Raw genomic sequence first — 12,101 nt, forward strand, 5'->3', positions numbered from 1 at the left:
CGGTCCGGGGGCGGGAAGCGCCCCCGGACCTGGCGGCTACGCCCGGGCCGCGGCCCGCCCGGTGCGGGCGCCGTCCAAGGAGGCGTAGGTGTCGGTCAGCCGCAGCTTCGCCTCGGCCTCGTCCCGCGGCGGGGGAGTGGGCTCCAGGCCCAGCAGCCGGGCCATGTTGTTGCCGAGGTAGCCCTCCAGGTCCTCCTCCGACAGGTGCATGCCCTGCGGCGGCGGGCCGCACAGCACCTCCAGCTCACGCGCCCACATGCCGGGCTCGTTGGGGGGCGAGTCGGTACCGAAGACGAGCTGGTGCTTCTCCATCTGCTGGGCGAACTCCACGATCCGCGACTGGAGCAGCCAGCCCGACTCGCCGTACACGTTGGGCGAGTCGAGGATCATGTACAGCGCCTCGAAGCAGTACACGCCGCCGGTCTGCACCCCGAAGTGCGCGAGGATGAAGTTGACGTTGGGGAACTCGCGGATGATCGGGTAGAACTGCGTCGGGATCGAGTACGGACCGTCCCCGGTGTGGATCAGCACCACCACACCCAGCTCGTCGCACACCCGCAGCACAGGACGCAGCCAGTCCAGGGCACGGTCGGGACGATAAGCGTGCATGTTGGCATGCAGCTTCATCATCTTGTAGCCGTACTCCTTGACGTGGAACTCCAGTTCCTTCGCCCCGTTCTCAGGACCGAAGCGCGGGTTGTACAGGAAGTTCCCGACGAACCTGTCCGGGTGCGCCGACACCAGCTCGGTGATGTAGGACATGTAGTCGCGGATGCCCTCGCGTCCGGTGCGCATCCCGTCCTGCCAGACGGTGTTGCCGGGCGGCGGCATGATGCAGCCGTAGTCGATGCGGCGCGGCTTGCCGTTGATGGTGTACGGGCCGTCCATCATGGCGAGCGTCCGCTCGCCCGTGAAGGGATCGCCGGCGTGCCGCCAGGCCTTGTCCGGCTTGTTGGTCGGGTGCATGTGGGTGTCGATGATCACGTGCGTCGTCCTCTCCCTCGGTGGGGCCCTCGGCTGGGGCCCGCGGTGGGCCTGTCGTACCCGGACCGTTGGGGGAACCCGAAGGCCCGCCTCACCTCCCCTCGGCGGCGTCGATGATCTCCTCGGGCCGCACCGGCACCCTCGGCAGCCGAAGCCCCGTCGCGTCCCGCAGCGCGTTGGCGAGCGCCGGAGTGGAGGAGAGCGTCGGCGGCTCACCCACCCCGTTCAGCCCGTACGGGGAGTCGGGGTGCGGCAGCTCCAACAGGTCGGTGGGGACCGGCGGCATGTCGGCGATGGTCGGGATGAGGTAGTCGGTGAACGAACCGTTGCGTACCCGGCCGCCCTCGACCCGCAGCTCCTCCAGCAGCGCGAGGCCCAGCCCCTGCGCGGTACCGCCCTCGATCTGACCGTGGACGGCGACCGGATTCACCGCCTTGCCCACGTCCTGCGCGCAGGCCAGCTCCACCACCTTCACCAGGCCCAGTTCGACGTCCACGTCGACGACGGCCCGGTGCGCCGCGAACGCGAACGCGATGTGGGCCGCCCCCTGCCCCCGCTCCGGGTCCACCGGCTCGGTGCGCCGGTGCGCGTACGTGAACTCCGCCTCCACCGGGCCCTCGGCGAGCAGCGCGGCCGGCGGCCCGGCACCGCGTGCGCGCAGCCGCTCCCGCACCACGCGGCAGGCGCCCCGCACCGCGCCGCCGCTCATCCACGTCTGCCGGGACGCCGACGAGGAGCCCGCGTCACCCGCCGAGGTGTCCGCGGGCAGCACCACCACCCGCTCCACTCCCAGCTCGGTGCGCGCGATCTGCGCCTGCACGGTGACGATGCCCTGCCCGCACTCGGCCGCGGCCGACCGGATCTCGGCGACCGGCTCGCCACCCGCCAGCAGCAGCCGCACGTGCGCCGTGGAGCGGTCGTCCACCCCGCCGGAGAACCCGATGGCCTTCACGCCGACCGCGTAACCGACGCCGCGCCGCACCCCCTCGCCGTGCGTGGTGTTGTTCAGCCCGCCCGGCCGGGTCAGCGACGTCTCCGGCTGACCGTCTCGTGCCGCGGGCGGCGGCAGCGGACGGTCGCGCAATCGCCGCAGGAGTTCGGCGACGGGCGCGCCGCCGTCCAGCAGCAGCCTGGCCCTCATGTACAGCAGCCGCCCCTCGCGCGTCGCGCCGTGTTCGACACGCATCCGCGACGGATGCCGGTGCACATGGCCCAGGAACGACTCGGGACGGCCGTAACTCATGCGCACAGGACGCCCGGTGTACAGCGCCAGCATGGCGGCATGGATCTGGCAGGAGACGTCCTCCCGCCCGCCGAAGGCTCCGCCGACCCCCGACAGCCGCACCCGCACCTTCTCCACCGGCAGCCCCAGGCTCGCCGCCATCTGCCGCTGGTCGTCGTGGATCCACTGCGAGGAGACGTACGCCTCTACCCCGCCGTCCTCCGCCGGAACCACCAGCACCGACTCGGGCCCCAGAAACGCCTGGTCCTGCATCCCGGTCTCGTACACCCCGGCGACCACCACGTCCGCGCGGGCCCGCGCCCGCGCCACGTCACCGTGCCGGATGCGCACGTGCCGCACCAGGTTGCCCGGTGCCACCCGGCCGGCGGTGGGGCCGCCGGCCGGAGCCGTGGCCGCCGTGGACGCCGTGGCCGCCGTGGACGCCGCGGTCGGGGCGCCCAGGGGGTGGGTCTCGTGCACCAGTGGACCCTCACCGCGCAGTGCGGCCTCCGGGTCGGTGAGCGCCGGGAGTTCGACGTAGCGGACGTCGACGAGGGCGAGCGCGCGGCGCGCCGTCTCCGGATGGTCAGCGGCGACCAGCGCCACCGGCTCCCCCTGGTAGCGCACCCGGTCGGACGCCAGCACCGGCTGGTCGGCCACCTTCATCCCGTACCGCGGCAGCCCGGGAACGTCCTCGTGGGTGAGCACGGCCCCACCCCGGGCAGTGCGCGGGCGCGGGACGCGTCGATGCTCAGGACGCGCGCCGAGGGGTGGGGGCTGCCCAGCGTGGCGCCCCACACCGCGTCGTCCCTGCGCAGGTCCGAGGAGTAGGCGAAGGCCCCGGTCACCTTGAGCCCGCCGTCGGGGCGCGGTGCTCCGCTGCCGACACCGGCGGCCGGGCCGGTCTTGCCGGGCGTGTGCGGGGCGCTGACGCCGCGCGGCGGAGCCGCCGTCCCGCCGACCGGCGCGGCCTGGGTTGGTGCCGTCCGGGGCGGTGCGGTCTGGGTTGGTGCCGTCCGGGCCGGTGGTGGTGTTTGGGCCCGGGCCGTCTGAGTCGGTGTGGCGGCGCCGGGTGGGTGCGCTGTCGTCGTGCCGCTCACGGTGTGCCTCCCTCTCGCCGGGTGCCGGGTGCCGGGTGCCGGGTGCCGGGTGCCGGGTGCCGGTTGTTGGTAGTTGGTAGTTGGTGAACGGTGGCCGGTGACTGGTGGACGGTGGGTGGCAGGGGCGGGGTAGTGGGCCCGGTGCCGGTGCCGGTGCCGGTGCCGGTGCCGGTGCCGGTGCCGACGGTGTTGGCGGAAGCGCGGTGGTCCGGTCACTCCCGCTCGCTTCGCGCACCGAGCGCCGGCGGGGCAGGGCGGTGTGAGCGCGGCGGTCCGGCGCTACCCGGCGCTGTCGGCACGCGGCGCCCTGGCCACCGCTTCCGATGCCGGCCCCTCGGCCGGCACCCGCTGCGGCACCGTCTGCGACAGCCGGATCCGCAGCCGCCGCACGTGCTCACGGGCCGCCTCCTCGGCCGCCTGCGGATCGCCCGAGGTCATCGCCTCGAAGATCCGCCGGTGCTCGGCGACGGCGAGCCGCTGGGCCTCGGGGCTGCGCCAGAGCGAGTGCAGCGCCAGGTGGGCCTTGCCCTGGATGGTGTCCAGGGCGGCGGTCAGATGGTCGTTGTCCGCGACCTCGCGGATCAGCCGGTGGTAGGCCATGTCCATCCGGGTGTGGCTCTCCTCGTCGTCCCCGGTGGCCACCACGCGTTCGTGTTCTTCCAGCAGCGCGCGCAGCTCGGCGACCCGCGCCGCGTCGAGCCGCTCGGTGGCCAGGCGGGCCGCCAGCCCCTCCATCACTTCCCGCAGCACGTACAGCCGGCGCACGTCCGCCACGTCCACGCGCGCCACGACCGCCCCCCGGTGGGGCTCGTGGGTGGCCAGGCCGTCGTGGATGAGGCGCTGCACCGCCTCGCGTACGGGGCTGCGGCTGATGCCCAACCGCGTCGCCAGCGCCGGGACGGACAGCGCGTCGCCCGGGCACAGCCGGCCGGCGAGGACGGCGCTCTTCAACTCCTGGTACGCCTGGTCGGCCAGCAGACTGCCGCCTGCCAGACGGCTCACCGCGCTCTCGATCGGCATCGTGTGGAAGAACCCCCTCGTGCGGGCCCGGTCTCGGTGGGCGGAAGTGGTCGGTGGGGAGGCGGCGGCTCTCAGGCGCGGGCTCCGCCGCCTCGTGGTGGCGTCCCGGTGGCCTGGCCGCCGCCTGTGGCGGCTGTTCCACCGCCGGTGGCGGCCGGGCCGGGGCCGGCGACGTCCCGGCCGCTGCCCGCGCTCGCCGGTCCCGCCCGTGCGGTGCCCGTGGCCGGATCGTCGGCTGCCCTGACGACTTCATGTTGCATGTGCTCCTCAGGACCGTCAACGCCCCCGACCACTGCGGACGTTGGCGCCGCGCGCCGTCCCGGCAGGGTCACATGGTAAAAGAGCAGGTTGAGCAGCACAGCCGTGAGCGAACCGAGGATGATTCCGCTCCCGAAAATTACATGCAACTGCTCACCGGGAAGCCGTTGCGCGAACTGCGGGTAGGCGGTGGGCAGAAAGCCCACACCGAGGCTGACCGCCACCACGAGCGTGCCGTTCCTGTGTGCCAGGTCGGCCTGCGCGAGGATCTGCACACCCACCACGGCGATGGTGCCGAAGAGGACGATCGTCGCCCCGCCCAGCACCGGGGTCGGCATCGCGGCGATCACCGCACCGACCTTCGGCATCAGCCCCAACGCGGCCATGAGGACGCCGGACGCCGCGACCACCCACCTGCTGCGCACCCTGGTCAGCTGCAACAGCCCCACGTTCTGCGAGAACACCGTGCTGGGGAAGGAACCGAGCAGCCCGGCGAACACCGTGCCGAGCCCGTCGGCGCGCAACGCCCGTACGACGTCGCGTTCGCCGACCTCGCGTCCGACGATCCGTCCGACGGCGAAGAACTGGCCGATGCTCTCGACGGCGATCACCACCATCACCAGCGACAGGGACAGCGCCGCCGCCGTGTCCCAGCGCGGCGCCCCGAAGTGCAGGGGCTCGGTCATCCCGAACCACCGTGCGGAGCCGGTACCCGAGAAGTCCGCCAGGCCCGTCGCCATCGCCAGCCCCGTCCCCGCCAGCAGGCCCACCAGCACCGCCACGGTCGCCGCGAAGCCGCTGGAGAAGCGCGAGACCAGGATGATGACGAGGAGCGTCGCACCGGCCAGCCCCAGGTGGGCGGGGCTGCCGAAGGAGGCAGCTCCCGGATCCCCGCCGCCCACCTGCTTGGCGGCCACCGCCAGCAGCGTCACCCCCACGACCGTCACGATCGTGCCGGTCACCAGCGGCGGGAAGTAGCGCACCAGCTTGCTGAAGACCGGCGCGACGACGAAGAGCGCGAGTCCGGCGGCGATCACCGCGCCGAACATGGTGGGCAGTCCGGCGTGGGCTCCGCCTGCGGCCAGTCCCACGGCGATGAGGGAAGGGACGGCGCTGGTGGCCGGGCCCTGTACGACAGGCAGCCGGATGCCGATGCCGGGCAGTCCGACGGACTGGAGGAGCGTCGCCAGTCCGCACGCCAGCAGCGAGGCGTTGACGACCATGGCCTGGTCCGCGTCGCGCAGCCCCACCCCCTGGGCGGACCAGCAGCGGCATCACGGCCGCTCCCGCGTAGAAGGCGAGGACGTGCTGGGTGCCGTACACGAACAGGTGCCACACGGGCGGTACGGCGTCCACCTCGTGCGGCGCACGCGCGCGGGGCCCGGGCCCGCCGGCCCTGTTCCCGGCGCGGGGCGCGCGCGGACGCCCCACGACGCTGCGGAAGTTGACCATGCCCTGCTCCCTCCTCCGCCGCGCTGATGAGCGGCGGATTCCATCGGTGCGGCCGACGGCACGGAGCAGCCGTGACCGCGGCTCGGGCAGGCCGGTGGACGGACCGGCGCCGGGGGAGTGCTGCGTGCTCGATGCTGCGAAGGGGACGCAGCACTGCGTGTTGCATGCAATGTAAGGGACCGTAGAGACAGCGGCGGACCTGTCAACCCGTCCCGCACCCCGGAGCCTCCGGAACCGTGCTGCGGAAGACCGGGCCGGGTCCGGGCCGAACACCGTGACGTGCTGGCATGTCACGGGCCCGCCCGTGCCGTCCACCGTCTTGACAGCCCTCGGCGGAGGCGCATTACATGTTGCAGGCAGGCCGTCCTCCGGACGGCACACCGCAGCGCACCCCTCCGCCGGTGACCTCCCGCCCAGGGCGGGCCAACCGTTCGGCGAGACCGAGCCGTTCGTCCCCGCCGCCTCCGCGCGGTCCGGGGGAGGGAGCCGCCATGACGTCCGCCCAGCATCCGCCCCAATCCGCGCACGACCCGAGGCCCCGGCCCGTCGCCGCGTCCTGCGATCTGCTGCTGACCGGGGGCACCGTCGTCACCGTCGACGAGCGGTACACCGTGCACGAGCCGGGCGCCGTGGCCGTCACCGGCGACCGGATCACCGCCGTCGGCCCGGCCGACGAGCTGTCCGCGCTGCGGGCGCGCACCGTCCTCGACTGCCGGGGGCAGGCCGTCATCCCCGGCTTCGTCGACGGCCACACCCACCTCTACCAGGCACTCGTGCGCGGGCTCGGCGAAGGCATGTCCATCGTGCCGTGGCTGTGCGACTTCATGTGGCCGTACTCGATCTCCGTCACGGGAGAGGACGCGGTGGCAGGCGTCAGGCTCGCCGCCGCCGAGGCGCTGCGCGCCGGCATCACGACCGTCGTCGACCACCACTACGCGCCCACCGACCTCGACACCACCCTCGCCGTCGCCCGGACCCTGGAAGAGGCCGGACTGCGCGGTGCGGTGGCCCGCGGCATCGTCGGTGAGCGCACCGCGGTGGCCGCCGCGCGCGGCCAACCCGACGCCCTCTTCCGCTACTCGGCCCAGGACGAACTCGACCTCACCAGGCAGGCCGTGGCCCATCGCCCGCCGGGCTCGCGCGTCGAGGTGTGGCCCGCGCCGCTCAACCTCACCTACGTCGATCAGGAACTGGTGCGCGCCGCCGTCGGCCTGGCCCGCGAACTGGGCACCCGCTGGCACACCCACTGCTGCGAATCCGGCGCCGACCCGCGCGGCTACACGGCGGCCTACGGCGTGCGCCCCCTCCAGTGGCTCGCCGGCGAGGGGCTGCTCGACGAACGGGCCACGCTGGCGCACGCGGTGTGGCTGGACGACGAGGAGATCGAACAGGCGGGCGCGGCGGGCGCGGCAGTGGCCCACAACCCCGTCTCCAACGGCTACCTCGCCTCGGGCACCCTCAGGCTGCCCGCACTGCGCGACGCGGGCGTCCTGATGGCGCTGGGCACAGACGGGCCCAGCTGCGGACACCGGCAGGACATGTTCGAGTGCATGAAACAGGCCGTCCTCGCGCAGCGGCTGCACACCCTCGACCCCCAGGTCGTCACCGCCCGGGAGGTGCTGGCGATGGCCACCAGGGAAGGCGCCCGCTACGCGGGTGTCGACGCGGGCTCGCTGGTCGCCGGCCGCCTCGCCGACCTGGCCGTCGTCGACCTGACGGCCCCTCACCTGCGGCCGCTGCACGACGTGATGAGCACTCTCGTCTACGCGGCCCGCGCCGGCGATGTGACCACCACCGTGGTCGGGGGCCGGATCGTGCACAGGGACGGGCACTGCCTGTCCGTGGACGAGCAGGCAGCCGCAGCCGAGGCACAGGAGCGGGCCGACGCACTGCTGCGGCGCGCGGGCATCGACGTGCCTTCCCGCGCCGCGCAGCACCGCGCGGCCACCCCTTCGCCCACCCACACCTCCATCGGAGAGCGCCGATGACACACCATGGCAGGGAAGCGCCGAAGAGCCCCGCGATCCCGGTAACCGTGCTGACCGGCTTCCTGGGAGCCGGCAAGACGACGCTCGTCAACCACATACTGACCGCGCGGCACGGGCAGCGCGTCGCGGTGGTGGAGAACGAGTTCGGTGACATCCCGGTCGACAACGACCTCGTCGTCGAGACGGACGAGGAGATCGTGGAGATGGCCAACGGCTGCTGCCTGTGCTGTACCGCGCGCACCGACCTCATCGACATCCTGAACCGACTGGCCCGACGCGAACACCTCGACCGCGTCCTCATCGAGACCAGCGGTATGGCCGACCCCAACCCCATCGCCCAGACGTTCTTCGTGGACGAGGAGGTCGCCTCCAGGTTCCGGCTCGACGCGGTCGTCACGCTGGTCGACGCCGGGCACGTGACCCCCCACCTCGACGCCTGGGACGCGGGTGAGCACCACACCGGGCCCGGCCGCCAGGTGGCCGACCAGATCGCCGTGGCCGACCGGGTCGTGGTCAACAAGACCGACCTGGTGGAGGCGGCGGAACTCGACACCCTCCTGGCGCGTCTGCGCGGGATCAACGCGACCGCCGGCCTCGTCACCTCCTGCCACGCCGAGGTCGACCTGGACGCCGTGCTCGGCATCGGCGCCTTCGACCTGGACCGCAGCGCACAGGCCGACCACCGCTGGCTCACCGAGGACGACAGCCGCCACTGGCACGACCCCGAGATCGGCTCTGTCAGCGTGGAGATCTCCGAGCAGCTGGACCGCGCCGCACTGGAGAGGTGGCTGGGAGACCTGGCGGCCGCACGCGGCGCGGACCTCTACCGGCTCAAGGGCATCATGGCGCTCGCCGGCCAGGACTGCCGCTACGTGCTGCAGGGCGTCCACCGGCTCCACGAACTGCGCCCGGGAGCGCCGTGGAGCGCCGCCGAGCCGCGCCGCAGCCGCGCGGTGTTCATCGGACGCGGCCTCGACGCCACCGAACTGACCGCCGGCCTGCGCGCGTGCGCGGCACCTCGCGTCACCGCCGAAGCCTGATCCGCCGATGGCTGAGCCGCCGGGGCCGGTTCGCGACATCGCACACCTGGCCTCGTGCACGGACGCGGACGTGCACGCGGGAGCGGGCGCGGGCGCGGGGCGCTGTTCCGCGCCTCAGCGGCCGTGCTGCTGCGCCTGCTCCCCGACCATGCGCAACTGCTGCTCGGCCTGGGAGATCACGGAGGACAGGCCCAACTGGTCGGACACGCCACCCGCTTCGGCGGCGGCGTTCCGGCCGCCCGCGGTGCTGTCAGCGGCCGCGGCCTGGGACGCCGCGGCGACGCCGGTCAACGAGGCGGCGGCGGCCAGCATCCCCGCCGTCAGTGCACGTGCACGCATGGTGTTTCCTTCCGGTTGCTCACCTGGGGTCACCACCACCAACGAGCCCGGTCGGGTCCGCGACACGATCACGCGACCACTTTCGCGAGGAACGCGGCGACGTTCCCCTCGACTCGCCGGATCTTCTCCTCCAGGGTGAGCGACTCGTGCATCCGGGCGCCGCCCGCCGGATCCTTGCGGCCGCGCACGTACAGCGAACACTCCAGGTCGCCGCATATGTACGTGCCGACCGAGTTGCCCTGCTGCCCTGCCTTGCCCGCCTTCGGCGCGACCATCAGCGAGACCCCGCCCGTGTGCGGGGTCAGGCACATCGAGCACATGCCGCGCCGCGCCTGCCACGAGGCGGGCGCCGGACTGCGCAGCGCGACGGCCCGGGTGCGGCCCTCGAACTCGGTGGCGAGGTAGGCGCGGCCCGGCGCTTGGGGGTCACGCCAGCCGAGGAAGTCGAGCGCGTCCCAGGGCCGGTCGGCGAGGTCGCGGGGGACCGCCAGCCGCTTGGCCTCGCCCTTGGTGCAGTTCACGAACGCGGAACGGATCTCTGGTTCTGTCAGCGCCTTCATGAGTGTTACCGTAAATTGCCTAAAAGGCTTAGGCAATTCCTTAAGGCTTTCATGGAAGACTCTCAGGTGGCGGGTGAAGGACATGGCGCGAGCCGGACTGAGTGCGCGGCGGCTGATCCGGGCGGGAGCCGAGCTCGCGGACGAGGTCGGATTCGACCAGGTGACCGTCTCGGCGCTCGCCAGACGGTTCGACGTCAAGGTCGCGAGCCTGTACTCGCACCTGAAGAACTCCCACGACCTCAAGACGGGTATCGCGCTGCTCGCCCTGGAGGAACTGGCCGAGCGCGCCGCCGACGCCCTGGCCGGACGAGCGGGCAAGGACGCCCTGGCGGCCTTCGCGAACGCCTACCGCGACTACGCCCGCGAGCACCCAGGGCGATACGCCGCCACCCGGTTCCCCCTCGACCCCCGCACCGCCGCCGCGAGCGCCGGACGCAGGCACGCCCAGATGACTCGCGCCATCCTGCGCGGCTACGACCTGCCGGAACCGGACCAGACGCACGCCGTGCGGCTGCTCGGCAGCGTCTTCCACGGTTTCGTCAGCCTGGAGGCGTCCGGAGGTTTCAGCCACAGCGCCCCCGACGCGCCGGAGACCTGGACATGGGTCGTCGACCACCTAGACGCCCTGCTCCGCAGCCTGCGCCCACCGGGGCCCTGACCCCACCCGGCAACCCCCCCCCCCCCCCCCCCCCCCCCCCCGCGCCTGAGCGTGAAGCGGCCTTCCCGACCACACAGGCTGGACCCCCATGAACCCCACGCACGACTGGATCACCACGCCGCTCACCACGGACCTCGTACGCGGCGCCGCCGACCTGGAGCAGACCCCGCACGGCGTCCTGCCCCACCGGCTGCCCGCCTGGGCGCGCGCCCAGAACACCGACGGACAACTCGCCATGGCCGAATCACAGCCCTCGGGGGTCCGCCTGGCGCTCCGCACCGCGGCGACCACGGTGGAGCTGGATGTACTGCCCACCAAACGCGACTACGTGGGCGCCCCGCCCCGCCCGGACGGCGTGTACGAGCTGCTTGTCGACGGCCGGCCCGTCCGCCGGGCGACCGCCACCGGCGGCAACACCCTGACCATCGACATGCTGGCCGGCACCGCCGACACCACCCCTGGACCGGCCGACACGCTCCGCTTCGAGGGCCTGCCCGACCGGGAAAAGGACGTCGAGATCTGGCTGCCGCACAACGAGACCACCGAACTCGGCGCGCTGCGCACCGACGCCCCCGTCGAGCCCGTACCCGACCAGGGACGCAAGGTGTGGCTGCACCACGGCAGCTCGATCAGCCACGGCTCCGACGCCGCGGGGCCCACCTCCACATGGCCCGCGCTGGCCGCCTCGCGTGGTGGTGTCGAACTGGTCAACCTCGGGCTCGGCGGCAGCGCCCTGCTCGACCCGTTCACCGCCCGCACCATGCGGGACACCCCCGCCGACCTGGTCAGCGTCAAGCTCGGCATCAACCTCGTCAACGGCGACCTGATGCGGCTGCGGGCCTTCACCCCGGCGGTGCACGGCTTCCTCGACACGATCCGCGAGGGACACCCGACCACCCCGCTGCTGGTTGTCTCGTCGATCCTGTGCCCCATACACGAGGACACCCCGGGGCCCTGCGCTCCGGACTTCAGCGACATCAGCTCGGGAAGGCTGCTCTTCCGCGCCATGGGCGACCCGGCGGAGCGGGCCGCGGGCAAGCTGACCCTCAACGTCATCCGGGAGGAGCTCGCCCGGATCGTCTCCCAGCGGGCCGCACAGGACCCGCACCTGTTCTACCTCGACGGCCGGGAGCTCTACGGCGAAACCGACTTCGCGGAGCTGCCGCTGCCCGACCAGCTGCATCCGGACGCGGCCGCACACCGCCGGATCGGCGAGCGCTTCGCCGACCTGGCCTTCGGCCCTGGCTGCCCGCTCGCACCCTGAGGGCCGCATACGCGACGAGCGGGTGGGAGGGTGTTCCTCCCACCCGCTCGGGGTGTCGCATGCGTGTGTGCGTATGTGCGTATGTGCGTATGTGCGTGGTGCGTGTGTGGTGTCGGCTGTTGGGGCCTTCTGCTCAGTAGGCGGAGTCGACGTTGTCCATGGTGCCGTAGCGGTCGGCGGCGTAGTTGCAGGCGGCGACGATGTTGGCGACGGGGT

At 73.0% G+C, this 12,101-nt stretch carries 11 protein-coding genes and 1 pseudogene; 4 read left to right on the plus strand and 8 right to left on the minus strand.

Annotated elements, in window-relative coordinates:
- Positions 1 to 36: 36 nt before the first annotated feature.
- From DTL70_RS05645 to DTL70_RS05660, 5 genes are all read right to left on the minus strand, one after another.
- On the minus strand, positions 37 to 984 hold the full coding sequence (locus tag DTL70_RS05645) for an amidohydrolase family protein (RefSeq protein WP_114020743.1): 948 nt from the start codon (positions 982 to 984) through the stop codon (positions 37 to 39).
- A gap of 91 nt (positions 985 to 1,075) precedes the next feature.
- Positions 1,076 to 2,914: a molybdopterin cofactor-binding domain-containing protein gene (locus DTL70_RS05650; protein ID WP_425470316.1), complete on the minus strand. Its 1,839-nt coding sequence runs from the start codon at positions 2,912 to 2,914 to the stop codon at positions 1,076 to 1,078.
- Positions 2,869 to 3,306, minus strand: coding sequence for a hypothetical protein (locus tag DTL70_RS35075; protein WP_425470317.1), 438 nt, complete (start codon positions 3,304 to 3,306; stop codon positions 2,869 to 2,871). Before DTL70_RS35075 ends, DTL70_RS05650 begins: the two co-directional genes overlap by 46 nt.
- Before the next feature lie 279 nt (positions 3,307 to 3,585).
- Positions 3,586 to 4,326 (minus strand): GntR family transcriptional regulator, encoded by a 741-nt coding sequence (locus DTL70_RS05655; protein ID WP_114020744.1) that lies wholly within the window; start codon positions 4,324 to 4,326, stop codon positions 3,586 to 3,588.
- Between the two features lie 71 nt (positions 4,327 to 4,397).
- Positions 4,398 to 5,834, minus strand: coding sequence for a nucleobase:cation symporter-2 family protein (locus DTL70_RS05660; protein ID WP_245979040.1), 1,437 nt, complete (start codon positions 5,832 to 5,834; stop codon positions 4,398 to 4,400).
- A 693-nt stretch (positions 5,835 to 6,527) separates the two neighbouring features.
- Between DTL70_RS05660 and DTL70_RS05665 the strand changes: the two genes are divergently transcribed.
- Complete coding sequence (locus DTL70_RS05665) at positions 6,528 to 8,024, plus strand: amidohydrolase family protein (protein WP_114020745.1); 1,497 nt, start codon at positions 6,528 to 6,530, stop codon at positions 8,022 to 8,024.
- Positions 8,021 to 9,064 (plus strand): CobW family GTP-binding protein, encoded by a 1,044-nt coding sequence (locus DTL70_RS05670; RefSeq protein WP_114020746.1) that lies wholly within the window; start codon positions 8,021 to 8,023, stop codon positions 9,062 to 9,064. The genes DTL70_RS05665 and DTL70_RS05670 overlap by 4 nt, the downstream gene beginning before the upstream one ends.
- Positions 9,065 to 9,178: 114 nt before the next feature.
- Here the strand turns inward: DTL70_RS05670 and DTL70_RS05675 are convergent, their stop codons facing one another.
- Together DTL70_RS05675 and DTL70_RS05680 are read right to left on the minus strand one after the other, a co-directional pair.
- Positions 9,179 to 9,403 (minus strand): hypothetical protein, encoded by a 225-nt coding sequence (locus DTL70_RS05675; protein ID WP_147266731.1) that lies wholly within the window; start codon positions 9,401 to 9,403, stop codon positions 9,179 to 9,181.
- A gap of 68 nt (positions 9,404 to 9,471) precedes the next feature.
- A complete protein-coding gene (locus DTL70_RS05680) occupies positions 9,472 to 9,963 on the minus strand; it encodes an FBP domain-containing protein (RefSeq protein WP_114020748.1) in 492 nt (163 codons plus the stop codon).
- A gap of 82 nt (positions 9,964 to 10,045) precedes the next feature.
- Here DTL70_RS05680 and DTL70_RS05685 point away from each other — a divergent pair, with 82 nt between their 5' ends.
- Positions 10,046 to 10,621: a TetR/AcrR family transcriptional regulator gene (locus DTL70_RS05685; protein WP_114020756.1), complete on the plus strand. Its 576-nt coding sequence runs from the start codon at positions 10,046 to 10,048 to the stop codon at positions 10,619 to 10,621.
- A gap of 88 nt (positions 10,622 to 10,709) precedes the next feature.
- Positions 10,710 to 11,885 carry a GDSL-type esterase/lipase family protein gene (locus DTL70_RS05690; RefSeq protein WP_114020749.1) on the plus strand — a complete coding sequence of 392 codons (1,176 nt, stop codon included), beginning with the start codon at positions 10,710 to 10,712 and terminating at the stop codon, positions 11,883 to 11,885.
- 133 nt (positions 11,886 to 12,018) lie between these two features.
- On the opposite strand, the pseudogene DTL70_RS35080 reads toward DTL70_RS05690, so the two are convergent.
- Positions 12,019 to 12,101: pseudogene (locus tag DTL70_RS35080) on the minus strand (transglycosylase SLT domain-containing protein); the annotation flags it as partial.

The sequence above is a fragment of the Streptomyces diacarni genome (assembly GCF_003323715.1).
Classification (GTDB): domain Bacteria; phylum Actinomycetota; class Actinomycetes; order Streptomycetales; family Streptomycetaceae; genus Streptomyces; species Streptomyces diacarni.

Bases quoted from the DNA above. Each gene is read 5' to 3' on its own strand.
- DTL70_RS05655 (WP_114020744.1), bottom strand. From the start codon at position 4,326: ATGCCGATCGAGAGCGCGGTGAGCCGTCTGGCAGGCGGCAGTCTGCTG.
- DTL70_RS05665 (WP_114020745.1), top strand. From the start codon at position 6,528: ATGACGTCCGCCCAGCATCCGCCCCAATCCGCGCACGACCCGAGGCCC.
- DTL70_RS05670 (WP_114020746.1), top strand. From the start codon at position 8,021: ATGACACACCATGGCAGGGAAGCGCCGAAGAGCCCCGCGATCCCGGTA.
- DTL70_RS05675 (WP_147266731.1), bottom strand. From the start codon at position 9,403: ATGCGTGCACGTGCACTGACGGCGGGGATGCTGGCCGCCGCCGCCTCG.
- DTL70_RS05680 (WP_114020748.1), bottom strand. From the start codon at position 9,963: ATGAAGGCGCTGACAGAACCAGAGATCCGTTCCGCGTTCGTGAACTGC.
- DTL70_RS05685 (WP_114020756.1), top strand. From the start codon at position 10,046: ATGGCGCGAGCCGGACTGAGTGCGCGGCGGCTGATCCGGGCGGGAGCC.
- DTL70_RS05690 (WP_114020749.1), top strand. From the start codon at position 10,710: ATGAACCCCACGCACGACTGGATCACCACGCCGCTCACCACGGACCTC.